This is a genomic window from Streptomyces sp. NRRL S-87, from assembly GCF_000719335.1.
Taxonomy (GTDB): Bacteria; Actinomycetota; Actinomycetes; order Streptomycetales; family Streptomycetaceae; genus Streptomyces.
The window spans coordinates 1-22,880 of the sequence record NZ_JOGB01000016.1; the positions used below are offsets into that span (position 1 = coordinate 1).

25 protein-coding genes are annotated in these 22,880 nt (G+C 74.0%); 10 read left to right on the forward strand and 15 right to left on the reverse strand.

Translation table 11 applies throughout. From position 1 onward, the window contains the following. Nucleotides 1–330: 330 nt before the first annotated feature. Both IF43_RS37980 and IF43_RS0112165 read right to left on the reverse strand, forming a co-directional pair. Nucleotides 331–858 carry a hypothetical protein gene (locus tag IF43_RS37980; RefSeq protein ID WP_051795197.1) on the reverse strand — a complete coding sequence of 176 codons (528 nt, stop codon included), beginning with the start codon at nt 856–858 and terminating at the stop codon, nt 331–333. A 38-nt stretch (nt 859–896) separates the two neighbouring features. Continuing rightward, entirely contained in the window at nt 897–1,421 is a 525-nt protein-coding gene (locus IF43_RS0112165) for a cupredoxin domain-containing protein (RefSeq protein WP_051795199.1), read from the reverse strand. Between the two features lie 304 nt (nt 1,422–1,725). Here IF43_RS0112165 and IF43_RS0112170 point away from each other — a divergent pair, with 304 nt between their 5' ends. Further along, nucleotides 1,726–2,331 carry an RNA polymerase sigma factor gene (locus tag IF43_RS0112170; protein WP_037888249.1) on the forward strand — a complete coding sequence of 202 codons (606 nt, stop codon included), beginning with the start codon at nt 1,726–1,728 and terminating at the stop codon, nt 2,329–2,331. Then, nucleotides 2,324–3,124 carry a zf-HC2 domain-containing protein gene (locus IF43_RS0112175; RefSeq protein ID WP_030198287.1) on the forward strand — a complete coding sequence of 267 codons (801 nt, stop codon included), beginning with the start codon at nt 2,324–2,326 and terminating at the stop codon, nt 3,122–3,124. The genes IF43_RS0112170 and IF43_RS0112175 overlap by 8 nt, the downstream gene beginning before the upstream one ends. 258 nt (nt 3,125–3,382) lie before the next feature. On the opposite strand, the gene IF43_RS0112180 is transcribed toward IF43_RS0112175, so the two are convergent. The 5 genes from IF43_RS0112180 to IF43_RS0112200 form a co-directional block, all read right to left on the reverse strand. Further along, nucleotides 3,383–4,681, reverse strand: coding sequence for an aldolase/citrate lyase family protein (locus IF43_RS0112180; RefSeq protein WP_030198290.1), 1,299 nt, complete (start codon nt 4,679–4,681; stop codon nt 3,383–3,385). Between the two features lie 203 nt (nt 4,682–4,884). Then, the gene (locus tag IF43_RS0112185) at nt 4,885–5,859 is read right to left on the reverse strand and encodes an electron transfer flavoprotein subunit alpha/FixB family protein (RefSeq protein WP_030198293.1); all 975 of its coding nucleotides are present in this window, start codon (nt 5,857–5,859) and stop codon (nt 4,885–4,887) included. A gap of 55 nt (nt 5,860–5,914) precedes the next feature. Next, nucleotides 5,915–6,703: an electron transfer flavoprotein subunit beta/FixA family protein gene (locus IF43_RS0112190; protein ID WP_030198296.1), complete on the reverse strand. Its 789-nt coding sequence runs from the start codon at nt 6,701–6,703 to the stop codon at nt 5,915–5,917. 210 nt (nt 6,704–6,913) lie between these two features. After that, entirely contained in the window at nt 6,914–7,444 is a 531-nt protein-coding gene (locus IF43_RS0112195) for a flavin reductase family protein (RefSeq protein WP_051795201.1), read from the reverse strand. A gap of 125 nt (nt 7,445–7,569) precedes the next feature. Further along, nucleotides 7,570–7,899 carry a thioredoxin family protein gene (locus IF43_RS0112200; RefSeq protein ID WP_030198301.1) on the reverse strand — a complete coding sequence of 110 codons (330 nt, stop codon included), beginning with the start codon at nt 7,897–7,899 and terminating at the stop codon, nt 7,570–7,572. A 254-nt stretch (nt 7,900–8,153) separates the two neighbouring features. Here IF43_RS0112200 and IF43_RS0112205 point away from each other — a divergent pair, with 254 nt between their 5' ends. Next, nucleotides 8,154–8,888, forward strand: coding sequence for a 1-acyl-sn-glycerol-3-phosphate acyltransferase (locus IF43_RS0112205; RefSeq protein WP_030198304.1), 735 nt, complete (start codon nt 8,154–8,156; stop codon nt 8,886–8,888). A 78-nt stretch (nt 8,889–8,966) separates the two neighbouring features. Here the strand turns inward: IF43_RS0112205 and IF43_RS0112210 are convergent, their stop codons facing one another. Beyond that, complete coding sequence (locus IF43_RS0112210) at nt 8,967–9,506, reverse strand: CGNR zinc finger domain-containing protein (protein WP_234332121.1); 540 nt, start codon at nt 9,504–9,506, stop codon at nt 8,967–8,969. A 53-nt stretch (nt 9,507–9,559) separates the two neighbouring features. Between IF43_RS0112210 and IF43_RS0112215 the strand changes: the two genes are divergently transcribed. Next, entirely contained in the window at nt 9,560–10,999 is a 1,440-nt protein-coding gene (locus IF43_RS0112215) for a hypothetical protein (protein ID WP_051795204.1), read from the forward strand. A gap of 103 nt (nt 11,000–11,102) precedes the next feature. On the opposite strand, the gene IF43_RS41580 is transcribed toward IF43_RS0112215, so the two are convergent. After that, nucleotides 11,103–11,402, reverse strand: a complete 300-nt coding sequence (locus IF43_RS41580) for a hypothetical protein (RefSeq protein ID WP_030198309.1) — start codon at nt 11,400–11,402, stop codon at nt 11,103–11,105. A gap of 176 nt (nt 11,403–11,578) precedes the next feature. Between IF43_RS41580 and IF43_RS43455 the strand changes: the two genes are divergently transcribed. Together IF43_RS43455 and IF43_RS37990 are read left to right on the forward strand one after the other, a co-directional pair. After that, the gene (locus tag IF43_RS43455) at nt 11,579–13,003 is read left to right on the forward strand and encodes an RNA polymerase sigma factor (RefSeq protein WP_051795206.1); all 1,425 of its coding nucleotides are present in this window, start codon (nt 11,579–11,581) and stop codon (nt 13,001–13,003) included. A gap of 121 nt (nt 13,004–13,124) precedes the next feature. Continuing rightward, on the forward strand, nt 13,125–13,862 hold the full coding sequence (locus IF43_RS37990) for a hypothetical protein (RefSeq protein ID WP_051795208.1): 738 nt from the start codon (nt 13,125–13,127) through the stop codon (nt 13,860–13,862). Here IF43_RS37990 and IF43_RS0112235 read toward each other — a convergent pair whose 3' ends face one another. From IF43_RS0112235 to IF43_RS43460, 5 genes are all read right to left on the reverse strand, one after another. Beyond that, nucleotides 13,863–14,465, reverse strand: coding sequence for a transglutaminase family protein (locus IF43_RS0112235; protein WP_030198322.1), 603 nt, complete (start codon nt 14,463–14,465; stop codon nt 13,863–13,865). It lies immediately after the preceding gene. 77 nt (nt 14,466–14,542) lie between these two features. Beyond that, entirely contained in the window at nt 14,543–15,604 is a 1,062-nt protein-coding gene (locus tag IF43_RS0112240) for a low specificity L-threonine aldolase (protein ID WP_199922718.1), read from the reverse strand. Further along, nucleotides 15,601–16,365: an SDR family oxidoreductase gene (locus IF43_RS0112245; RefSeq protein ID WP_030198327.1), complete on the reverse strand. Its 765-nt coding sequence runs from the start codon at nt 16,363–16,365 to the stop codon at nt 15,601–15,603. The genes IF43_RS0112240 and IF43_RS0112245 overlap by 4 nt, the downstream gene beginning before the upstream one ends. An 86-nt stretch (nt 16,366–16,451) precedes the next feature. Beyond that, nucleotides 16,452–17,849, reverse strand: a complete 1,398-nt coding sequence (locus IF43_RS0112250; RefSeq protein WP_030198329.1) for a DUF6421 family protein — start codon at nt 17,847–17,849, stop codon at nt 16,452–16,454. A 174-nt stretch (nt 17,850–18,023) separates the two neighbouring features. Continuing rightward, nucleotides 18,024–18,530, reverse strand: a complete 507-nt coding sequence (locus IF43_RS43460; protein ID WP_078910100.1) for an alpha/beta hydrolase fold domain-containing protein — start codon at nt 18,528–18,530, stop codon at nt 18,024–18,026. A gap of 74 nt (nt 18,531–18,604) precedes the next feature. Here IF43_RS43460 and IF43_RS0112255 point away from each other — a divergent pair, with 74 nt between their 5' ends. Further along, nucleotides 18,605–19,288, forward strand: a complete 684-nt coding sequence (locus IF43_RS0112255) for a glycerophosphodiester phosphodiesterase family protein (RefSeq protein WP_078910101.1) — start codon at nt 18,605–18,607, stop codon at nt 19,286–19,288. A 139-nt stretch (nt 19,289–19,427) separates the two neighbouring features. On the opposite strand, the gene IF43_RS0112260 is transcribed toward IF43_RS0112255, so the two are convergent. Continuing rightward, nucleotides 19,428–19,976 carry a GNAT family N-acetyltransferase gene (locus IF43_RS0112260; RefSeq protein ID WP_030198334.1) on the reverse strand — a complete coding sequence of 183 codons (549 nt, stop codon included), beginning with the start codon at nt 19,974–19,976 and terminating at the stop codon, nt 19,428–19,430. A gap of 224 nt (nt 19,977–20,200) precedes the next feature. On the opposite strand from IF43_RS0112260, the gene IF43_RS0112265 reads away from it, so the two are divergent. The 3 genes from IF43_RS0112265 to IF43_RS0112275 all read left to right on the forward strand — a co-directional run bounded on the left by IF43_RS0112265 (nt 20,201) and on the right by IF43_RS0112275 (nt 22,869). After that, complete coding sequence (locus IF43_RS0112265; protein WP_030198337.1) at nt 20,201–20,782, forward strand: DUF5134 domain-containing protein; 582 nt, start codon at nt 20,201–20,203, stop codon at nt 20,780–20,782. A gap of 126 nt (nt 20,783–20,908) precedes the next feature. Further along, nucleotides 20,909–21,844, forward strand: a complete 936-nt coding sequence (locus tag IF43_RS0112270; RefSeq protein ID WP_030198339.1) for a M56 family metallopeptidase — start codon at nt 20,909–20,911, stop codon at nt 21,842–21,844. A 386-nt stretch (nt 21,845–22,230) separates the two neighbouring features. After that, the gene (locus tag IF43_RS0112275; protein ID WP_030198344.1) at nt 22,231–22,869 is read left to right on the forward strand and encodes a TetR/AcrR family transcriptional regulator; all 639 of its coding nucleotides are present in this window, start codon (nt 22,231–22,233) and stop codon (nt 22,867–22,869) included. Nucleotides 22,870–22,880 lie beyond the last annotated feature (11 nt).

Below are 22,880 nucleotides of genomic sequence, written 5' to 3' on the forward strand. Positions count from 1 at the left end.
TTGACAGGGGCGGCCTGCAGGCCCTGCGGCAGGCCCACCCCAGGGGCTTTGGGGCTTCGCCCTGGCCTGCGGCCACCCCTGGCCCGGGCCTGCCTCCGGACCAGCCTGCCACCCCTGTCAAGCACCTCCCCCACACACCACGGGGTGACCTGACGGGGGCTTCGTGGTGTTCCGGCCGCCGCTCTTCGTGCGGGGTGCGCTCGGTGCCGGGTGCGCTCGGTGCGGCGTGCGCTCGGTGCCGGGTGCGCTCGGTGCGGCGTGCGCTCAGTGCCGGGTGCGCTCGGCCCGGCTCCCGGCTTTTCCCCGCACCACAGGACCTGGCGCGGCCTGTCAGCGGAGTCGCGCGTGGCTTGCGGGGCCCCGGTCGCGAACGTGCGGGGCGTGGCCGGTGATCCGATCGACCGGGCCGGTCCGGCCGGCCTGTCCGCGGGCGGGGTTACGGTCGGGACTCCGGTCGGGACTGCGGTCGGGACTGCGGTCGGGACTGCGGCGCACGAGCGCGTACCAGGCCGCGGCCGCGAGCAGGAACGCCGCCTCCGAGGCGACGGACAGCACGCCGTGCGGGGGGTCCCAGCCGGTCTCGTGGTAGTCCGGCAGCCCGACGGTGCGGGAGAGCGCGAAGCCGAGCAGCATGCCGGCGTTCAGCAGGGCTCCGCCCACCCACGCCGGGCGGGGGTCGGTCAGCGCGAGGCCCGCGGTGACCACCAGCAGGCCGGCGCCGCCGATGAGGAAGAGGATGCCCATGTAGGGCATCTCCTCCAGGTGTTCGGGGGCGAGGTAGAGGTGGACCACTGCGCTCAGGAGCGCGCAGCTCGCCGCGACCGCGCGCAGCGAGAGGTCGGCCGTTCGGGGGTGCATGGGCCCCTCCTGATGTCAGAAGATCGGGCGCGCACGGCTCAGTAGCCGTTGCCCGACGTGTCGTGAGTGTTGTCCGGGGTGTCGGTGCCGTTCCCGGTCGAGCCGGAGCTGGCGGCCCCGACGTGCAGGTCCGTCTCCATGCCCAGGGCGCGGTGGCCGTCGACGGGGCAGTACATCTCGTACGAGCCGGCCTTCAGCGTCACCGTGAGGTCCGCGGACTGCCCGGGCTGGAGGGTCGGGGTACGGTGCTCGCCGCCCGGGCCCTCGATCTCCAGGGCGTGCGGGTGGTGGCCGTCGTTGGCGGCGCGGAACGTGTACCGGCCGGCGGTGAGGTCCGTCTTCGACAGCTTGAGGTGGAAGTCGGTCATCGCGACGTCCACCACGGTCACGGCCTTCGCGGGACTGGGCGGAGTCTGCTCCTGGGTGCTCGACGTTCCGGCGGCCGGGCTCTGGGCGCCTGCGCCGGACCCGCCGCCCCCGCAGGCGACGAGGGCGCCGGCCAGCGCGCCCGCTGCCAGGCCCCGTAGCAGGATGTGGTGGAGGGGTGCGGGGTGCGGTGTCATGTCGGGCCTCCTTCGGCGGAGCCGTCTGTGCTGGGTCGGCGGGGCCGTCTGTGCCGGTCGGTCTGTGCCGGTCGGCGGGGCCCGTCCGTGCCGGGCCCGTGTCCCGTCCGTGCCGGGCCGGTGTCCCGTCCGTGCCCGTCGCAGTCGGGATACGGGTGCGGCGTCGGGAGGGATTGCGCGCCGGCGGCGGGCCGTGGCGACGCGGGACACGAGACACGGCAGGCTGGACACGGCGGAGAATGGGAGCGTGAGGTTCCGCCATCGCCGGGCAATCCCCTGGGCGCGCCGGAACGTACCTACTGGCATGCAGGGGCTGCAGCTCCCGGTCGGCCGCCTCCCCGACGAGGCGCTGCTGGCCGGGCTGGCCACCGGTGACCCGGAGCTCGCCATGACGTTCGTACGGCGGTTCCAGCACCGGGTCTACGGCGTGGCCGTCGCCGTCACGCGGGACGCCGCGCTGGCGGAGGACGTCGCGCAGCAGACCTTCGAGCGGGCCTGGCGGCACGCGCAGGTCTACGATGCGCGCCGCGGTTCGGTCACCGCCTGGCTGACCACGATCGCGCACAACTTGGCCGTGGACGCCGTCCGGGCCCGGCGGCCCGAGCCGGTGGCCCCCGAGGACCTCGACGCGCTGCTCGGCGCGGTGACGGAGACCCCCGAGCGGCGGGCCTTGGCCGACGAGGCGGCGGCCGGGCTGCGCGCGGCGCTGGCCGGACTGCCCCGGGAGCAGGCCCGGGCCCTGGCGATGGCCGGGGTCTACGGGATGACCGCCCGGCAGGTGGCCGAGCTGGAGGGCATCCCCCTGGGTACGGCCAAGACGCGGATCAGGACGGCCATGGCCCGGCTGCGGGCGACGCTGGCGGCCGGGCCGCCGGAGCCGCCGCGCGCGGAGGGAGGCGGCGATGACTGAGGCCACCGGCTGCGCGCGGCTGCGGGAGCGGGCCGGGGAGCTGGCGCTGGGCGTGCTCTCGGGGCGGGAGCGGGCCGAGGCCCTGGCGCACCTGGACCGGTGCGCCGAGTGCCGGGAGTACGTCGACCAGCTCGCGCTCCTCGGGGACGGCCTGCTCGCGCTGCTGCCGGAGCGCGAGCCGCCCCGGGGCTTCGAGGAGCGGGTGGCGCGGCGCTTGAGCCTGCGGCCCGGGGCCGCGCCGGCGGGCGCGGCGGGGCGCCGGGAGGCCGCCCGCGGCCGGGGGGCCAGGATTCGGGTGGCGGCGGTGGCCGGGGCCTGCGCGCTGGCGCTGGGCTTCGGGGGCTGGGCGCTCGGCACGTACGTGGCCGAGGGCCCGGCCCCGGCCTCGCGCTCCGGCACGACGATGGCGGGCCTGTTGCGGGCCGATCTGGTGCTCGCGCCGGGGGCGGCCCGGGTGGCGGCCGGGGCCGGACCCGCGGACCACGCGTCGACCGGGCCGGCCGTCGGCCGGTCCGTCGGCGAGATCAACGCGCATCCGGCTGCGCCGGGCGCCGCCGACTCGGCCGGCTGGGTGTACATGGCCGTGGACATGGACGACGCCGGGGTCCCGTACGAGGGGCCGGTGTCCTGCCTGCTCGTGCGATCGGACGGCAGCACCGTGCGGCTCGGCTCGTTCAGGCTGCACGAGGGGTACGGCTACTGGGGATCGCCCGCCGCGGTCGACGCGGGCGCGCTGGCCGGCGCCCGGCTGACGACGCCGGACGGGACGGTGCTGGCAACGGCCCGGTTCTGACGGTGCCGATCACCGATTGGCCATCGCCGATCACCGATCGCCGACTTGCCGGTGCCGAGCGCCGACCGCCGGTCGCCGATCGCCGATTGAAGCGACTTGCCGGCGCCGGATCCGATCGCCGGCCCCGATCGCCGGCCGCGATCGCCGGCCCCGATCGCCAGGGACGATCTCCGGTGCTCGTGGGTCCGTACGCGAGCGCGCCTCCGAGGCCGGTCCCCCGCTCGGGGGTACCGGCCTCGGAGGTCGGCGCGCGGGTCGTTACGCCGTCGCCGTCAGGGTGGCGGAGCGGCGCGGGATCGCGAAGGCGTCGAGCTCGGCGCGGGTCAGGCCGGTGCGGGCGGTGACCTCGTCGGTGCCGACGGCGCCGCAGTCGAGGCCGCGGACCAGGTAGCCGGCGAGGGCCTTGGCGGTGGCGGGCTCGTCCATGACGTCGCCCTCGATCTTCGCGACGTACGCCTTCAGGCGGGCGGCCGCCGCCTCCAGGCCCTCGCGGTAGAAGGAGAAGACGGCGGCGTAGCGGGTCGGGAGGTGGCCGGGGTGCATGTCCCAGCCCTGGTAGTAGGCGCGGGCCAGGGCGCGGCGGGTGAGGCCGTAGTGGAGCTTCCAGGCCTCGTGGACCTGCTCGGTCGTGCCGACGGGCTTGACGTTGGTCGAGCCGTCGGAGACGCGTACGCCGGTGCCGGCGGCCGCGACCTGCATGATCGCCTTGGCGTGGTCGGCGGCCGGGTGGTCGCTGGACTGGTAGGCGGCGGAGACGCCGACGCAGGCGCTGTAGTCGAAGGTTCCGTAGTGCAGGCCGGTGGCGCGGCCCTTGGCGGCGTCGATCATGCGGGCGACCGTGGCGGTGCCGTCTGAGGCCAGGATGGACTGGCTGGTCTCGATCTGGATCTCGAAGCCGATGCGGCCGGGGCGCAGCCCGCGGGCCGACTCGAAGGCCTCCAGCAGCTCGACGAAGGCGCTGACCTGCTCGGCGTAGGTGACCTTGGGGAGGGTCAGGACCAGGCCCTCGGGCAGGCCGCCGTGCTCCAGCAGTCCGGAGAGGAAGACGTCCGTGGTGCGCAGGCCCCGGTCGCGGACGTTGGACTCCATGCACTTCATGCGGATGCCCATGTAGGGGGCGTTCGTGCCGTTGGCGAAGGCCTCCGAGACGAGGCGGGCGGCGCGGGCGGCGGCCTGGTCCTCCTCCGTGTCGGAGCGGACGCCGAAGCCGTCCTCGAAGTCGACGCGGAGGTCCTCGATCGGCTCGGTGGCGAGCTTGGCCCGGACGCGCTCGTACACGGGGCCGGCCAGTTCGTCCGCGATGCCGAGGACGCGGGCGAAGGTCGCCGCGTCGGGGGCGTGCTCGTCGAGAGCGGCGAGGGCCTGGTCGCCCCAGGAGCGGATGGTGGCGGCGTCGAAGGCGTCACCGGGCACGTACACGGTGTGGATCGGCTGCCGGGTGCCCGGGTCTCCGGGGTAGCGGCGCGCGAGCTCCGCGTCCACCGGCGCGAGCGAGGCGCTGATGCGCTCGCTGACCGCGCCCTGGAGGCTCGTTGCCACCTTCTCCTGCTGACCCATCCTGCACTCTCCTATTTTCCGCTGCACGGAATCTCAAATCCGTATAGCAAAATCTAGTGACACCGGAACCCCTCGTCAATGTTCTCCGGACGCTCCGGCCGAGTCACCCGGGGGCACGACGGAAAACGGCCCGGGGCCGCGCGGTGAGTCTCACCACGCGGCCCCGGGCCGTGCGTCTGCACAGGTCAGACGGCGAGGGCGGATCAGCCCTTGCGCGCCTTGATCTCGTCGGTCAGCTGCGGGACGACCTGGAACAGGTCGCCGACCACGCCGTAGTCGACCAGGTCGAAGATCGGGGCCTCGGAGTCCTTGTTGATGGCCACGATGGTCTTCGAGGTCTGCATGCCGGCGCGGTGCTGGATCGCACCGGAGATGCCGGAGGCGATGTACAGCTGCGGCGAGACCGACTTGCCGGTCTGGCCGACCTGGTTGGAGTGCGGGTACCAGCCGGCGTCGACGGCGGCGCGGGAGGCGCCGACGGCGGCACCGAGGGAGTCGGCCAGCGCCTCGATGATCGAGAAGTTCTCGGCACCGTTGACGCCGCGACCGCCGGAGACCACGATCGCGGCCTCGGTCAGCTCCGGGCGGCCGGTCGACTCGCGCGGGGTGCGCGAGGTGACCTTGGTGCCGGTGGCCAGGGCCGAGAAGGTGACGGCCAGCGCCTCGACGGCGCCGGCGGCCGGGGCGGCCTCGACCGGAGCCGAGTTCGGCTTGACGGTGATGACCGGGGTGCCCTTGGAGACACGGGACTTGGTGGTGAAGGAGGCGGCGAACGCGGACTGCGTCGCGACCGGGCCCTCGTCGCCGGCCTCGAGGTCGACGGCGTCGGTGATGATGCCGGAGCCGATGCGGACGGCGAGGCGGGCGGCGATCTCCTTGCCCTCGGCGGAGGACGGGACGAGCACGGCGGCCAGGGAGCCCCCGGCGGACACGGCCTCGTACGCGGCCTGCAGGGCGTCCACCTTCGGGACGACGAGGTAGTCGGCGAACTCGGCGGCGTCGGCGGTCAGGACCTTGACGGCACCGTGCTCGGCCAGGACCGCGGCGGTGGCCTCGGCACCGGCGCCGAGGGCGACGGCGACGGGCTCGCCGACGCGGCGGGCCAGGGTCAGCAGTTCCAGGGTGGGCTTGCGGACGGCACCGTCCACGTGGTCGACGTAGACGAGAACTTCAGCCATGGGGCTTCTCCAGCTTTTGCGAAGTAGAGGGGGCGATCGGAGGGATGACCGAAGCTCAGATGAACTTCTGGCCGGCCAGGAACTCGGCCAGCTGCTTGCCGCCCTCGCCCTCGTCCTTGACGATCGTGCCGGCGGTGCGGGCCGGACGCGGGGTCGCGGAGTCGACCGCGGTCCAGGCGTTCTCGAGACCGACCTCGTCGGAGTCGACGTCCAGGTCGGACAGGTCCCAGGACTCCACCGGCTTCTTCTTCGCGGCCATGATGCCCTTGAAGGACGGGTAACGGGCCTCGCCCGACTGGTCCGTGACGGACACGACGGCCGGCAGGGACGCCTCGAGCTGCTCGCTGGCGGCGTCGCCGTCGCGGCGGCCGGTGACCTTGCCGTCCGCGACGTTCACCTCGGAGAGCAGGGTGACCTGCGGGACGCCCAGTCGCTCGGCCAGGATCGCCGGGAGGACGCCCATGGTGCCGTCGGTGGAGGCCATGCCGGTGATGACCAGGTCGTAGCCGGCCTTCTCGATCGCCTTGGCGAGCACCAGCGAGGTGCCCATGACGTCGGTGCCGTGCAGGTCGTCGTCCTCGACGTGGACGGCCTTGTCGGCGCCCATCGAGAGCGCCTTGCGCAGCGCGTCCTTCGCGTCCTCCGGGCCCACCGTCAGCACGGTGATCTCCACGTCGTCGTCCGACTCCTCGGAGATCTGCAGCGCCTGCTCGACGGCGTACTCGTCGAGCTCCGACAGCAGGCCGTCGACGTCGTCGCGGTCGACGGTCAGGTCATCGGCGAAGTGCCGGTCGCCGGTGGCGTCGGGCACGTACTTCACACAGACAACGATCCTCAGGCTCACGCCGGCTCTCCTACTGCATCGTCTTTTCTGGTGCTGCCTCGTGCAGGCAGCATAGGCGCCTTTTGGGGCGGATCCCGGTCGGGGCGGGTTGCGCTCCGGACCAAATGTTACTCGTCAGTACAGCGTGCGTTCCACCAGGAAGCAAGCTCACCGAACTGTGACCTTGCCAACGCTCGGAGGCCTCGGAAAGTGCCCCCGAGCAGGCACTACTCAGTCACGCAGGGCGTTGAAGCGCCCTTGGTGGTAGAGCAGCGGCCGCCCCGCGCCCGCCGGGTCCCCCTCGGGGTTCCCCGCGAGCACCTCGGCGATCACGACGACGTGGGCGCCGGCCGGCACCCGGGCCACGACCCGGCACACCATCCAGGCCAGTACGCCGTCCAGCAGCGGCACGCCCTCCGGACCGGTGCGCCAGGCGGTGTCCGGGCCGAACCGGTCGGCACCGCTGCGCGCGAACAGGCCCGCCAGCCCGCTCTGGTGCTCGCCGAGTATGTGCACGCCCAGATGGCCGGTCTCCTCGATCACGGGCCAGCTGGACGAGCCCGTGCCGACGGAGAAGGACAGCAGGGGCGGCTCTGCCGCGACCGAGCTCAGCGACGTGGCCGTGAAGCCGACCGGTACGCCCTCCCGGGCCGCGGTGATCACCGCGACGCCGGCGGCGTGCCGACGGAACACCGAACGCAGCAGCTCGGGCGAGCCCGGCAGGGCCGGGATGAGGGCGGGCGGGGCCGGCGGGGCCGTCATGGGCGTGTCCTTCACATGGGGGCTGGCCGAAGCCTGTCGATCGTTGCCATGTGCAGTCAAGCGGCTTCCCTCAGATGCGAGGCGTCTCACGGAGCGCGAGGTCCCGGCGGCGGCGTGAAAGGGGCTCAGAGGACGGCGCCCAGTGCGGCGATGACGTCCGCCTTGCGCGGCATGCCGGCCGCCCGGCGCACCTCGGCACCGGCCGCGTCCAGGACGAGGACGGTGGGGGTCTTCGCGATGCCGAGGGCGCGGACCAGCTCCAGGCGGGCCTCGGCGTCGATCTCGACGTGGGCCACGCCCGGCACCAGGTCCGCGACCTCGCCGAGGATGCGGCGGGTGGCCCGGCAGGGCTGGCAGAACGCGCTGGAGAACTGGACGAGGGTGGCCCGCTCGCCGCGCCGGGCGCCGAGTTCGGCCTCGCCGAGGCGCACGCGCCCGTCCCCCTCGGGGTGCACCGCTCCCGCCCCGCGCTCGCCCACGCTTAGCCTCTCCCTACGAATGGATCCGTACCTTCGGGGGCAGCACACCCGTAGCGCCGGGTATTCCCGGCGTGACGAGGATCTCCCCGGCCGGAGCCCCGCGGACTGGCCCTTGACGCGCGCATCGGGCACCATCCCCTTGCCGGTACCTACGCTGGCGTAACTTACGTGCTTTCCGCGGGAGAACCTCTTCAGACCTCCCCAGCAGAGAAACGAGGAGTCTCCCCACGATGGCAGAGCTGGTCTACCCCCCTGTGATCGGTGCCGCGCACGGCCTGTTCAAGGCGCTCGACATCCGCATCGACATGAAGGGCACGGAGAACATCCCGCGCAAGGGCGGCGCCGTCCTGGTGTCGAACCACATCGGGTACCTGGACTTCATCTTCACGGGTCTGACCGCGCGTCCGTCGAAGCGCCTGGTGCGGTTCATGGCGAAGGACTCGGTCTTCCGGCACAAGGTGTCGGGGCCGCTGATGCGGGCGATGAAGCACATCCCGGTCGACCGCGATCAGGGTGAGGGGGCGTACCAGCAGGCGCTGGCCGCGCTGCGCTCGGGCGAGATCATCGGCGTCTTCCCCGAGGCGACGATCTCGCAGTCCTTCACGCTCAAGAGCTTCAAGTCCGGTGCGGTGCGGATGGCCCAGGAGGCCGGCGTGCCGCTGATCCCGGTGGCGCTGTGGGGGACGCAGCGACTGTGGACGAAGGGCAGGCCCAAGGACCTGCGGCGCAGCCACATCCCGGTGACGATGCGGGTGGGCGAGCCGATGGAGGCGCCGGCCGACCAGTTCGCGGGTGCGCTGACCCGGCGGCTGCGCGAGCGCGTGCAGGAGCTGCTGGACGCGGCCCAGCGGGCGTACCCGGCGAAGCCGAAGGGTGCCGAGGACTCCTGGTGGCTGCCGGCGCACCTGGGCGGTACGGCGCCCACGGCGGCCGAGGTCCGCGAGGCGGAGCTCCGCAAGGCCTGAGGCCCCCGGGCGCGGTACGAACGGCCCCGGGGCACCCGGACAGGGGTCCGGACATGCGAACAGTGGTGTGAGCGCGGCTCACCGCCCGGCGCGCTGCCGGCGGCGGTGGGCCGCGACGCGTTCCCGGGACGCGCAGGCGGCCGAGCAGTAGCGGCGGGCACTGCCGGGGCCGGTGCCCAGGAAGTACGCGCCGCAGCGGGCGGCCGCGCAGGCGCCCCAGGTGACGCGTCCGTACTCGGTCAGCACGGCGGCGAGGGCGAGGGCCCCGGAGGCCAGGAACCACTCGCCCCAGCCGGCGCCCTCGCGGTCGACGTGCAGGTGCCAGGCGTGGCCGCCGTGCCGGGTCAGGCGGGGGCGGGCGCCGCACGCGTCGAACAGCGCGTTGAGGGCCTCGGCCGCGCGGTCGGCGTCGGGCTCGGCCAGGACCCCGCCCATCCGGCGGGCGGCGGCGCGCAGTTCGGCCGCGTCGGCCTCGGAGAAGGCCCCCGGGGCCAGGTCGCGCTCGCTCTCGCCGTGCCGGGCGAGCAGGGCGGCGAGGGCCTCGCGGGAGGCGTCGGGTGCCGTACGGACCTCGTTGGCGAGGTCGATCAGCCGTTGGGCGGGGTCGAATCCCTTCACGCCGCCGAGTGTAATGTCTTGTCCCGGTAAGCCGTTACGGAGTGGGGGCTCGGATGCGCGCGGCGGGAACGGTCCCGGGGAGTCGGGAACTGCGGGGGCTCAGGGGGTACCTGGCGACGGCCGTGGCGGCCCGGTTCGCCGGCGAGGGGGTGGGGCTGGCCCTGGTGCTGGTCGCGGTGGAGCGTACGGGCGGCGCGGCGCACGGCGCCTTCGTGTTGACCGCGTGGACCGCACCGCACGCCCTCGCCGCTCCGCTGGCCGGGGCCGTGGCCGCGCGGGCGCGCCGGCCCCGGTTCTTCTACGCGGGGGCGCTGGCCGGCTTCGGCGCGGCCCTGGCGGCGCTGGCGCTGCTCGTCGGGCGGGTGCCGGCCTGGGTGGTGGCCGCGGTGGCGGTGGCGGGCGGGACGTGCGGGCCGGTGGTCACGGGCGGCCTGTCGAGCCTGGTGGCGCGGCTGGTGCCGGCCGGTCCGGGCCGCGACCGGGCGTACGCCTGGGACGCGGCGACGTACAACGCGGCCTCGGTGTCCGCGCCGGCCGTCGTCGGCACACTGGCCGCCACCTGGTCCGGGGGCGCCGCCCTCGGCGCGCTCGCCGGCGCCGCCGCCCTGGCCGCCACGTGCGCCGCCCTCCTGCCGTACGGCGGCCCCGCCGCCGCGGTCCCGGTCGGCGCGACCCGGTCGGCCGGTCCCGGTGACGCGGCCGGTCCCGGTGACGCGGCCGGTCCCGGTGACGCGGCCGGGCGGGTCGGCGGGGTCGGCTCGGGAGGTGCGGGAGGTGCGGGCCGTTCGGAAGCCTCGGGGATGTCGAGCGGACTGGTGGCGCTGTGGCGGGTGCGGGAGCTGCGGGCCATCACGTCGGCCACCAGCCTGGCGTTCCTCGGGCTGGGGGCGCTGACCACCACGGCGGTGCTGCTGGCGGGGCTGCTGGGCGGCAACGGGCGCGGCGGCGTTCTGATGACCGCCTTCGCGATCGGGGCGCTGGCCGGTTCGCTGGGGCTCTCGCGCCTGTCGCTGCCGTCGGGCCGGCTGGCCGAGGGCGCGATGGCGGGGACGGGTCTGACCCTGCTCGGGGCGGCCTGGGCGCCGTCGATGCCGGTGGCCGCGGTCCTCTTCGCGGTGGCGGGGCTGTGCGACGGGCCGCTGCTGGCGGCGACGCTGCGGATCCGGGCGGACCACGCGCCCGACGGGACGCGGGAGCAGGTGTTCACGCTGGGGGCCGGCCTGAAGATGACGGCCGCCTCGGCGGGGGCGGCGGCCGCGGGCTTCGGCATCGGGGCGGGCGTACCGGCGCGGTGGCTGCTGGTCGGGATCGGGGTCGTGCAGCTGGCCGCGGCCCTGCTGCACCGGACGGTCGTGCGGGGCGGTACTCCCCCGCCCGGCCCCGCCCCGAAAGCGCCCGGCACTGCGCCGGACCCCGCCACGGAGCCGGTGCTGCCCGGCCCCGCACCCGAGGCTCCGCCCGGGCGTCCGCGCCCCGGTCGCCGGACGGGCTGAACGGCCCCGGCCGGCCGGGGGCGGGCGCGTGCCGGGGCTGGGGGGTGCGGGTCGCCCGACCCGACCGACCCGCGGGGCGTCACCCCCCGCGCCACCGCGGACCTCACTGCGGGCGCTCCCCCGCGCCGGGGCGCGGCCGGCGCTCACGTCCCGGTGGTCGGGCCCGGTGGTCGGGCCCGGTGGTGGGGGCCGGCGCCCGTCCCCTGCCCTCCTCCGACCCCTCGGCCGGGCTTTCCTGGCGCTGTGTCAGGAGTATCTGCCACCAGCGCAGCCGGTGCTCGGATTCCGTGGGCAGTGCCATCCGGGCGAGCCGCAGGACGAAGCCGAGAACGACCGCGAGGAATGCCAGACCGGCCAGGACCCACCAGGGCGTCGCCTGCAGGAGATCAAGTGGAATCGGCATGTCGATCTGCCTTCCCGTGCTCGGATGACCATGTGGCCTTCCGACCCTGGTGGGTGGGGAACGACGGTGTCGAGCCGTCCGGGCCGTCCGGCGGACGGTCCCGGACACCCGGGCGCGCGGGAAGGATGGGCCTCGCAACGGCGTCGAGCGGATGCACGGAGGGGGCAGTGCGGCACATGGGCCGTGGTGGGCGTCGAAAGTGGGAGCCGCCGCGCGGCACGCCCGAGGCGAACGCGCTCGCGGAGTGCCTGCGCACGTGGGTGGACCGGGCCGGACTCTCCGTGGGACAGGTGCGTGCCGGCTTCAAGGAAGAGCACTTCGGGAGCGCGGGCACCCCCAAGCGCACCGCTGTGTACGAGCACTTCGCGGGGATCGGCGTCTCGTGGGAGTTCGTCGAGGCGGTTGCCGACGCGGTGACCAGGAGCGCCACCGACTTACAGGGCCTCCTGGCCGAGGCGCGGCCCCTGTGGCAGGCAGCCGTAGCGGCGGAAGGAGTGCGCGAGACCGGTCCCGCCCCCTCTCTCGACGAGCTCGGGCTGAGGATCATGGAGCTGTCGGAGCGGCTCTTGAAGCGGGAGCAGGAGCTGGCCGCGTACCGCCAGGAACGGGAGCGGGTCGGCAGCCTGGTCTGGCTCCTCGTCACGACCTGCGAGCTGATCGAGGCCCAGGTCACCGCCGAACGCTCCGCGCGGTTCCGGTCCGGGCCGCCGGAGCGGGAGGCGGGTGGCCGTCCCGTGGCGGAGCTGGACCGCTTGGCGGAGCTCCTCCTCGAGTGGGCGGCCCGCTTGGCCCTCATGGCCCGGGAGCTGGCCCTGCCCGAGGGCACCGGACACGACGAGCCCGCCCCTGACGGCGGGGTCGATCCGCGCTCGCCGGTACCCGACGCGCTCGCCCTGGCGATCGCCCGGCTCGACCGGGTGCTGACCGGCGAGGCCCTCCACCGACGGCTCCCGCAGGGGCCGGCCGGCCGGTACGGGGAGCCTCCGGCCCACCACCGGCGGGATGCCGGTTCCGAGACGGCCGCCACTCCCGCCGGGTCGCCCTCGGGACCGGCCCCGACCGCGCTGATGCAGCAGGGATCGGCCGAGTCCCTGGCGTTCTGGGCCTTCCACGGGAAATCGCTGCACACCTACCTGCGGTACGCCTACCTCCAGCTGGGGTCGGACGCCGACGCCGAGGAGGCGGTGGACAGGGCGTTCGACTCGGTCATGCAGGCATGGCCCCGGATGCTCACCATGGAGCGGCCGGAGGCGTACGCGTGGGCGATCCTCAAGCACCGGATCGCCGACCAGCAGCGCGGGCGCAAGCGGAATCCACAGCCGATGGACATCGCGGCGTTCGACACGGCCGCGGCGGCGGTCGGGCAGGACCCGTACGAGGTCCTCGCCGACCGGATCCAGTTCTACGCGGCGGTGGGGCGCCTGAGCGAACGGCAGCGGGACGCGGTGGTGCTGCGCTACGGGCTGGACCTCACCACCCGTGACACGGCACGGCTCATGGGCGTCGAGGAGGCGTCCGTCCGCTCCCTCCTGCGCCTGGCGCGCACGCGCCTGGCCGACCTCCTGCACGTGTCCGAGGGCGACGTGCCGCAGCCGGGCTGACATCCCCTTGCACGTTTCGGAGGTCCCCGGACGCTGGGTGGAGGCGGCCCTCGTCGGGCACCCGGAGCCGTCGTCCGCCCCCGCGGCGGACGGGACGCGTCGAACACGGAGGGACAAGAGCATGAGTGACGGCCGGCGCAACCGGTCCCTGGCCGACTACCTGGCCCGGGCGGAGGTCACGGACCGGACCACCCGTTACGACGTCTCGGCGGCACGGAACCACCTCCTCCGCCGGCAGGGGGCCCTGCGCACCGTCGCCCGGTGGCGCACGGGGGCGGGCGAGGGTGCGCAGGACCCCGGCGTCCCGGCCGGGCAGCGGGAGCAGTGGCCGGACCCGGCGTCCGACCGCCCGGTCGATGCCGAGCGGGCGGGTCGGGACCTGAATGCCATCTGCGCGGTGTCCCTCGATGCAGAGTCCGGCGACCACCTCGCGCGCCTCGTCGGGGCCGGGGCCGGGGAGGACGAGGGTCCCTTCGTGTTCGGCTGCCTGCTGCACCTGCTGGGCCGTGCCGACGGCGCGCGGTTCTGGTGGCAGTTGGCCGCCGGCGCCGGCCATCCGCGGGCCGCGTACTGTCTCTTCCTCGATCACGCCGGCCAGGGCGAGTACCACGACGCCGGTCTGTGGGCGGGGGCGCTGGCGGGGACCGGCTTCCGGGCCCAGGACGCCTGGGGGGACCGCGGGGACGCCGACCCCCGCGCGGCACCCCTCGCGCCCGGTCTGCTCGCCGAGGTCGTCGAGCACCGGCACGAGGTGCTCGGGAGCATCCCGGTGCCGGGGCACGGGCTACCCGGCAGCCTGCGGGCCGCTCTGGGGGGCCGAGGGGGACCGCCGCGCACCGCGCCGGGCGGCACCCGCTAGCTACGGCAGCGACGTCGGGAGGGTGCGCCAGAGGGCGGAGCGGTCTTCGGCCTGCTGGAGGGCTGCGAGGACGGGGGGCGGGACGGTGGCGTGGAGGTCGGGGTAGTCGATCTCGCCGAGGTGCGGGCGGACGGGGAAGGCCAGCCGCTCGGGGCCGAGGGAGAAGCGGGCGTCGACGCCCGGCTTGTTGCCCCGCGGGTCCTGGCGGCGCCAGGTGTCGTCGCCGGGGAGGCGGACGGCGACGAGGCCGTGGACCACCTGGTCCGAGCCGTCGTCCTCCCCCAGGAGCTGGTAGCACAGGGCCGTGGGGATGCCGCGGTGGCGCAGCAGGGCGGCCAGGGCGAAGGACTTGGCGTAGCAGATGCCGGTGCGCGCGGCGAGGACGTCGGAGGCGCGCCAGGTGACCCGCGGGTCACCCGAGTCGGCGGAGTGCGGGATGGCGTCCCGGACGTACTCGAAGGCGGCGCGGGCGTATGAGTATGCGTCGCCGGTGTCCGCCCAGAGGGCGGCCGAGGTGTCTCGCACCAGGGGGTGGGTGTGGTCTATGGCCTCGCTGGCGGCCAGGTAGGCGTCGAGCGAGGGCTCCTTCTGGATCAGCTCCATGATCGGGAGCATAGGTATACCCCCGACCGCAATGCAATGCATTTGCGGTCGGGGGTATGAGTATTCAGCCGTCGGCGCTACCGGGCCATCTCTTCCTTGAGTGCCTGGAGGAAGCCGTCGACGTCGTTCTCCGTGGTGTCGAAGCCGCACATCCACCGGACGTGGCCGGCGGCCTCGTCCCAGAAGTAGAAGCGGTAACGCTTCTGCAGGCGCAGCGTCACCTCGTGCGGCAGCTTCGCGAAGACCGCGTTGGCCTGCACCGGGTAGAGGATCTCCACCCCGTCGACGTGCCGGACGCCCGCGGCGAGGCGCTGCGCCATCGCGTTGGCGTGCCGCGCGTTGCGCAGCCACAGGTCCTTGGCGAGCAGGGCCTCCAGCTGCACCGACACGAACCGCATCTTCGACGCGAGCTGCATCGACATCTTGCGCACGTGCTTCATCTGCCGGACCGCGTCCGGGTTGACGACCACCACGGCCTCGCCGAAGAGCATGCCGTTCTTCGTGCCGCCGTACGACAGCACGTCGACGCCCACCGCGTTCGTGAACGTGCGCATCGGCACGTCCAGCGAAGCCGCGGCGTTGGCTATCCGGGCCCCGTCGAGGTGGACCTTCATGCCGAGCCCGTGGGCGTGCTCGCAGATGGCCCGGATCTCGTCCGGGGTGTAGACCGTGCCCAGCTCGGTGTTCTGGGTGATCGAGACCACCTGCGGCATCGCCCGGTGCTCGTCCTCGAAGCCCCAGGCCTCCTGGTCGATCAGCTCGGGCGTCAGCTTGCCGTCCGGGGTAGGGACGGCGAGCAGCTTGATGCCCGCCATCCGCTCCGGAGCGCCGCCCTCATCGACGTTGATGTGGGCGGTCTTCGCGCAGATCACCGCGCCCCAGCGGTCGGTCATCGCCTGGAGGGCGGTGACGTTCGCGCCGGTGCCGTTGAAGACCGGGAAGGCTTCCGCGTACGGGCCGAAGTGGCTGCGGATGACCTTCTGGAGGTGCTCGGTGTACTCGTCCTCGCCGTAGGCGACCTGGTGGCCGCCGTTGGCGAGGGCGATCGCCTCGAGGATCTCCGGGTGCGCTCCCGCGTAGTTGTCGGAGGCGAAGCCGCGTACCGCCGGATCGTGGTGCCGGCGGGCGTCGGTCCTCAGGGTTGCGGGGTGAGCCACAGACGCTGTCCGTTCACTTCAGGGGCGGGCTGCTCCCAGACGCCGATGATGGCCTCGGCCAGCTCCTTGACGTCGGTGAAGCCCGCGAACTTCGCATTGGGACGCTCGGCGCGCATCGCGTCGTGCACCAGTGCCTTGATGACCAAGATCGTAGCCGCGGCGGCGGGACCCTCGTCGCCGCCGGCCTTGCGGAACGAGTCGGCCATGGCCAGCGTCCACGCCTCGGCCGCCGCCTTGCCCGCGTTGTACGCGGCGTTGTTCGCCACCGGCTTGTGCGCGCCGACCTGGCTGACCAGGACGTAGCGGCCGTTGCCGGAGCGCTGCAGGGCGTCGTGGAAGGCCATCGAGGTGTTCTGGACCGTACGGATCAGGAGCTTCTCGAGCAGTTCCCAGTCCTCCGGCCGCGACTCGGTGAACGAGTCCGCCCCGCGCCAGCCGCCGACCAGGTGGACCAGGCCGTCGACCCGGCCGAACTCCTTCTCGGTCCGGGCGACCCACTCCTTGGTGGCGTCCAGGTCGAGCAGGTCGACGGTGTCGCCGATCACGGTGGCGCCGCCGTGCGCGTAGCGGGCGGCGTCCACGGCCTCCGCGAGGCGGGCCGGGTCGGCGTCGCAGGCGACGACCGTGGCACCCGCCTCGGCCAGTCGCAGTACCGCCGCGCTGCCGGCGGGGCCGCCGGCGCCGGCGACGGCGACCACCGCGCCGCTGAGCGGACCGTTGTTGCCGTTCGTGCTTGCGTTCACGTTCGCGTTCCCGTCCCCGTTGTCGTTGGCACTCGTGGGGGCCTCCGCGGCGTGTGCCGCCCCGGAGGCCTCGTCCGCGTGGTCCGTCACGCGGCCACTCGCTCGGCGTCCTCCGCCGTGATGCCCTTGGTCGAGGCGATCACGCCCTTGAGCTTCTTGGCGAGGGCCTCAAAGAACATGCTGAGCGGAAACTCGTCGGGAAGCACGTCGTCGACGAGCTTGCGCGGCGGCTGCGTCAGGTCGAGCGCGTCGGCGCCCTTGGCCCACTTGGAGCCCGGGTGCGGGGCCAGGTAGGTGGAGACCAGCTCGTACGCCTTGAACCAGTGCACCAGCTTCGGACGGTCGATGCCGTCGCGGTACAGCTTCTCGATCTCCGCGCAGAGCTGGTTGGTGATCTCCGGCGCACGCGTCCAGTCGATCTTAAGCTTGTTGTCGGTCCAGCGGATCACGTCGTGCTTGTGCAGGTACGCGAAGAGCAGCTGGCCGCCGAGACCGTCGTAGTTCCGGTTGCGGTCACCGGTCAGCGGGAAGCGGAACATGCGGTCGAAGAGGACGGCGTACTGCACGTCACGGCCGTGCTCGTTGCCCTCGGCGTCGAGCTTCACGGCCTCCTTGAAGGCGGTGAGGTCGCAGCGCAGCTCCTCCAGGCCGTACATCCAGAACGGCTGGCGCTGCTTGATCATGAAGGGGTCGAACGGCAGGTCGCCGTGGCTGTGGGTGCGGTCGTGGACCATGTCCCACAGCACGAACGCCTTCTCGCAGCGGTCCTGGTCGCCGAGCATCTCGCGGATGTCCTCCGGCAGCTCCAGGCCCAGGGTCTCGACGGCGGCCTCGGTCACCACGCGGAAGCGGGCGGCCTCGCGGTCGCAGAAGATGCCGCCCCAGCTGAAGCGCTCGGGGGCCTCGCGGACGGCGATGGTCTCCGGGAACAGCACGGCGGAGTTGGTGTCGTAGCCCGCGGTGAAGTCCTGGAAGGTGATGCCCAGGAAGAGCGGGTTGTCGTAGCGCGTGCGCTCCAGCTCGGCGAGCCAGTCGGGCCACACCATCTTCAGGGCGACGGCCTCGAAGTTGCGGTCGAGGTTGCCGTTCTGCGTGTACATCGGGAAGACCACGAGGTGCTGCAGGCCGTCGGCGCGCTCGGCGGCCGGCTGGAAGGCCAGCAGCGAGTCGAGGAAGTCCGGCACCTGGAAGCCGTCGGCGACCCACTTGCGCAGGTCGGAGACGAGGGCCTCGTGGTAGGCCTTCGCGTGGGGCAGCAGGGGGGAGAGCTCCTGCACCGCGCCGATCATGCGCTCGACGACGGCGGCGACCGTCGCCGACTGGGGAGCGCCCTCGGCGTCGAAGTCGATCGAGCCGTCCTTGGACTGCCAAGGCCGGATCTCTTCCACGGCGGCCTTGAGCACGGGCCATGCCGGGTGGTCCACCACCCGCTGACCGGCGGTTATCACGCCACCGTCGGCGCCCGGCACAAGAGTTTCCGTCATGTCACTTCCTCCACAGGAGAACCTCACGTCAACACAGCGTATGCATGCGAGGCTCTTCCGCTCAAGAGGGGGATCAATAAATTATTCTGCGGAACCCCCCGCTCGACCGTAAGTCTTCCCGTCACCCACCGTCGCGGCGACGCCTTCGCCGATCCCCGCGAGGGCCTGGTCCGCCTACCCGAGCAGGCCCGCGAGGGCGAGGGAGCCGTGGTACATCCCCGGGTACGCATCCTCCCGCGCCGGGACGCCGGCCGCACGCTGGGCCCGGGACGTACGCCGCCCCGTCGTCGCGCAGCGATCACACTCCGCAGTCACCCTGCGGGCGGGCGGCAGGCGGTGCGTTTCGGCCAGCAGGGGGGAGGTGAGGGGGTGGGTCGGCGGGGGTGCGGGTGCGGGTGCGGGTGTGGGTGTGGGTGCGGGTGCTGGTTCCGGGGCTGGTGGCGGTGCTGGTGCCGGGGCCGGTGCTGGCGCGGGGGCCGGTGCGACCGTACGAGCGCCCGGCGATGGCGGCTGAGCCGGGACCGGCGCGCTCGCCGCGTCAAGACCCGGAAGACGCGCCCACGCCCGGGTGACGCGCAACGGGACCGGGCGGCCCCGCCCGGCGCCGGAGGCCAGTCCCCTCCTGGCCAAGGACGTCGCGACAGTGCGTGCACGGACGGTCTCAATCCGCGCACGGCCCACTACGCTGCCTGCTTACCGCGCGGGCGGTCAGGGCCGCCGTGCGGTGAGCCGCCGTCGACGGAAGCGAGAGAACCTTGACTTTCCTCACCATCGGTCATCGCGGGGTCATGGGCGTCGAACCCGAGAACACCCTCCGCTCGTTCGTCCGCGCGGAACGCTCCGGCATGGACGTCATCGCGCTCGACCTCCAGCTGAGCAAGGACGGCGTCCTCGTCGCCGTGCACGACGCCGAGGTGGACCGCACCACCGACGGCTCGGGTGCCGTCGCCGATCTGACCCTCGCCGAACTGCGCGAGCTCGACGCCGGGCAGGGCGAGCGGATCCCGGTGTTCGAGGAGGTTCTGGACGCGGTCCGGGCCCCGTTGCAGGCGGAGGTCCGGGACCTCGCCGCAGCCACCGCCCTCGCCGAGGTCATGCTCAGCCGCGACCTGACCGCGCGCGTGGAGGTCTCCTCCTTCCACGACGCGGCCCTCGCCGAGATCGCCCGCCTCGTGCCGGGCGTGCGCACCACCCTGACCGCGAGCCGGTACGGCGAGGACGTCGTCGACCGGGCGCTGGCGGCGGGCGTGGAGACGCTGGCCCTCAACCTGCGCCGGCTCACGCTGGAGACCGTCGAGTCCGCGCACGCGGCCGGGCTGCGGGTGACCGGCTGGACGGTCAACACGCTGGAGCAGCTGCGGCTGGCACGGGCCCTCGAACTCGACGGGGCGACGACCGACTTCCCGGAGATCCGGCGGACCGGCCGGTTCACTGCCTGAAGGTGGGGTGAGGTCGTGGGGGGCGAGGTCGGTTGAGGGCCGACGTCGGCTGAGGGCCGAGGTCGGTTGAGGGCCGAGGCCGGTTGAGGGCCGAGGCCGGTTGAGGGCTCAGGGCTCGGCGTTGAGGGCGAGGGTTGGTTCAGAGGACCTTGACGAGGAGCTCGAACTCCAGGTCCGGACGGCGCGGGAGGCCGAAACGCTCGTCCCCGTACGGGAAGGGGCTGGTCTCGCCGGTGCGCCGGTAGCCGCGGCGCTCGTACCAGGCGATCAGCTCCTCGCGGACGGAGATGACGGTCATCTGCATCTCGCGGGCGCCCCAGTCGGCCCGGACCCGACGCTCGGCCTCGGCGATGATCACCTTGCCGAGGCCCGCGCCCTGGAGCGCCGGACGTACGGCGAACATGCCGAAGTACGCGCATTCGCCCCGGTGTTCGAGCTGGCAGCAGGCCACGAGCTCGCCGTCCTGCTCGACCACGAGCAGGATGCTCGCCGGATCCTCGATCACGGCGCGCACCCCGTCGGGGTCGGTGCGCTGGCCGTCGAGGATGTCCGCCTCGGTGGTCCAGCCGCCCCGGCTGGAGTCACCGCGGTAGGCCGACTCCACCAGCGCCACGAGTGCCGGCACGTCCTCGAGGACGGCGGGCCGGAAGGACGGCGCTGCCTCGGTACGGACGGTGCTCGGTTCCATGGACGGTCTCCGTTCTCGGTACGGCCGGTGCCGGGCGTGGCGCGTGCCCGGGGCCACGCGGGCGGGCCGGAGCACGCGGCGCGGGGTCCGACGAGCCTATCCCGGGCGCGCTCAGCGGCGCGTAAAGGGGGCGGGGTGCGTGCGGCCCCGCCCCACTGCCCCTCTGCGCCCGCGTGCGCCCCCGCCGGGGCGGGCATCCCTCCCCCGAGGGAGGGGAGGTCCTCGTGCACGAGGCGACGGCTACGCCTGGCTGGCTGCTCGTGGCACTGTGCGTGCTGAGCGGCGCGTACTGCCTACGTCGGCTGCGCGCGGAGTCCGCGCAGGACCGGGTCGGGGCGGGCGCCGAGGCGCTGATGGGCTTCGGCATGGCGGCGATGGCAGCGCTGCCGGTCGCCGGGCGGTGGGCGGACGACGGGGGACGGCTGCTGGGCGCGGTGTTCGTGGGCGCGGCGGGGCACGCGCTGTGGGCCGCGCGGCGGGGCGGGCACCACCACGTGCACCACCTGGTGGGCTCCCTGGCGATGGTCTACATGGCGGCGGGGATGCTGCCGGGCGGCGGACACCACGGGCACGGCGGTGCGGGCGGGGTGCCTGTGGTGACCGGGCTGCTCCTCCTCTATTACACGGTGTACGTCCTGCACGGTGGCACGCGTCTGGTCCCGGCGGCGCTCAGCCCCGGGGCCGGGCTCCCGGCGGCCGCGGGACCGGCCGCGGTCAAGGGGGTCTGGGCCGTGCGTCGCGAGGTCACCGAGGCGTGCCGGCTGGCCATGGGGTTCGGGATGCTGGCGATGCTGCTCGGGATGTGACGTGGCTCGTGCGTGTCTTCTGTGGGTGGGGGGGCGGGAGTTCCCGTCTAGCTGCTCGACGTGGTCTCCGTCACTTGGGGTGCGGGGGCATACCCGGGGGTAGGGGCGCGCTCGTAGGGTGACGCCATGATGGTCCCCGCCGTACTCCTCGTGCTCGGCGTCCTGACCGCTCTTGTCGCTCCGCGCCTGCTGGCCCGTGCCGACTGGACCGACCGCGAACCCGTGGTGGCGCTGTGGGTGTGGCAGTGCGTGGTCGCCGCCGTCCTGCTGTGCTTCGGGCTGTCCATGGTGCTCAGCGCCTCGGCCGCCTGGTCGGCCGTGCGGGGACGGGTGTTCGCCGGGGCGCCGCACGGGGTGGCCGACGCGTACGGGCTGGGCGAGGGCGGCACGTGGGCGGCCGGAACGGCCCTGGTGCTGGCCCTCGGCGGGGTGTGGACCGCGGCGATGCTGACCGGCGAGGTGCTGCGGGCGCGGGCCGGACGCAGGTACCGGCGGGCCGAACTCCGTGAACGGGCACCGCTGCTGCCGGGTGAGCGGCCCGCCGCGGGGGACCTGGTCATTCTGGAGGCCCCGCGGCCCGACGCGTGGTGGCTGGCGGGCACGGATCCGCGTCTGGTGGTCTCCACGGGCGCGCTGCGCCGGCTCAAGGGCCGTCAACTGGACGCCGTGCTCGCGCACGAGCAGGGGCACGCCACGGCCCGGCACGACTGGCTGCTGCACTGCGCGGGGGCGCTGGCGGGCGGGTTCCCGCAGGTGCCGGTGTTCGCGGCGTTCCGGGCGGAGATGCACCGGCTGGTGGAACTGGCCGCCGACGACGTGGCCTCGCGCCGCTTCGGCCGGCTGACGGTGGCTCTGGCGTTGGTCGAACTCAACGAGGACAAGGGCGTGTTCGGGCCAGGCGCGGCCCCCCAGTCCCATGTCCCGGAGCGGGTGCGGAGGTTGCTGGCGGCGCAGCCCCGCCTGACCGCGTTCCGGCGGCTGCGTCTGACGGCCGCGGCCGCGCTGGTGCCGGCCGTGCCGCTGCTGGTGGCCTTCGCGCCGGGGCTCAGCGCGCTGGGGTGAGGGGTGGGGGTGGGGCGGGGTCGGAGTGTCGGGGGCTCGCTCTGCGGGGCCTCCGCCCTGTGGTGTGGGCCGGTGTCGGGGGTGGGGTGGGCGGCGGCACTCTCGTGAGACGGTGACCCGGGTCGCGGGGAGCGGGTGGGCGTCGGGGCTCTCGTGAAGTCGTGAGCCCGGAGTTCGCTGACGGGAGCGTGGGCAAGACCGTCCGGCGTTGCGCAGGCGGGCGACCGCACGGGCATGACGGTGCCGGAGCTGGGACGATCCCCCGCGTCGCCCCAGCGCCGGCAGCCGGACCGTCGCGGGAACGCGATCGCGAGCACGTCGGAACGGCCCCGGGACGGAGTGCGCTGAGTATATTGGCTGGGAGCCAGTCAACGCAGGAGTTAAGCATGTCCCCGCGCAGCCCGTCGGTCAATGAAGAGTTGCGCAGACGTTCCCGGGAGCGCCTGCTGCAGGCGACGGTCGAGCTCGTGGCCGAACGTGGTTACGAGGCGACGACCCTCGCGGACATCGCGGACCGGGCCGGAGCGGCCCGCGGTCTCGTGTCGTACTACTTTCCGGGCAAGCGGCAGCTGCTGCAGTCCGCCGTGCACCGGCTGATGCACCGGAGCCTCGCCGCGGCCCTCGAACGCGAACCGCGCACCGACGACGGTCGGGAGCTGCTGGCCCGGGCGATCGACGCGATCCTGGGCCTGGCGCGGGAGCAGCCCCTGCTGATGCGCACCCACATGGCGGGGATCCTCTCGGCGGAGGGGTTCGTGCAGTGCCCGGAGCAGCAGCGGCTGGCCGAGCTGCTGCGGGGCGTGGTGGCGGCGTACGGGTCGGACTCGGTGGACACCGACTACCCGATGCTGCGGGCGCTGCTGATGGGAGCGGTGTTCGCGGCGCTGCTGCCGGGGGCGCCGATGGCGGCGGCACGGCTGCGGGCGGAGCTGTTCCAGCGGTACGGGCTGGACTGGGAGCTGGGGGTTCCGCCGGACGGGGAGCCGCCCGGCGGAACCCTGCCGCACGGTACGCGCGCGGCCTGAGGGCGCGTCGG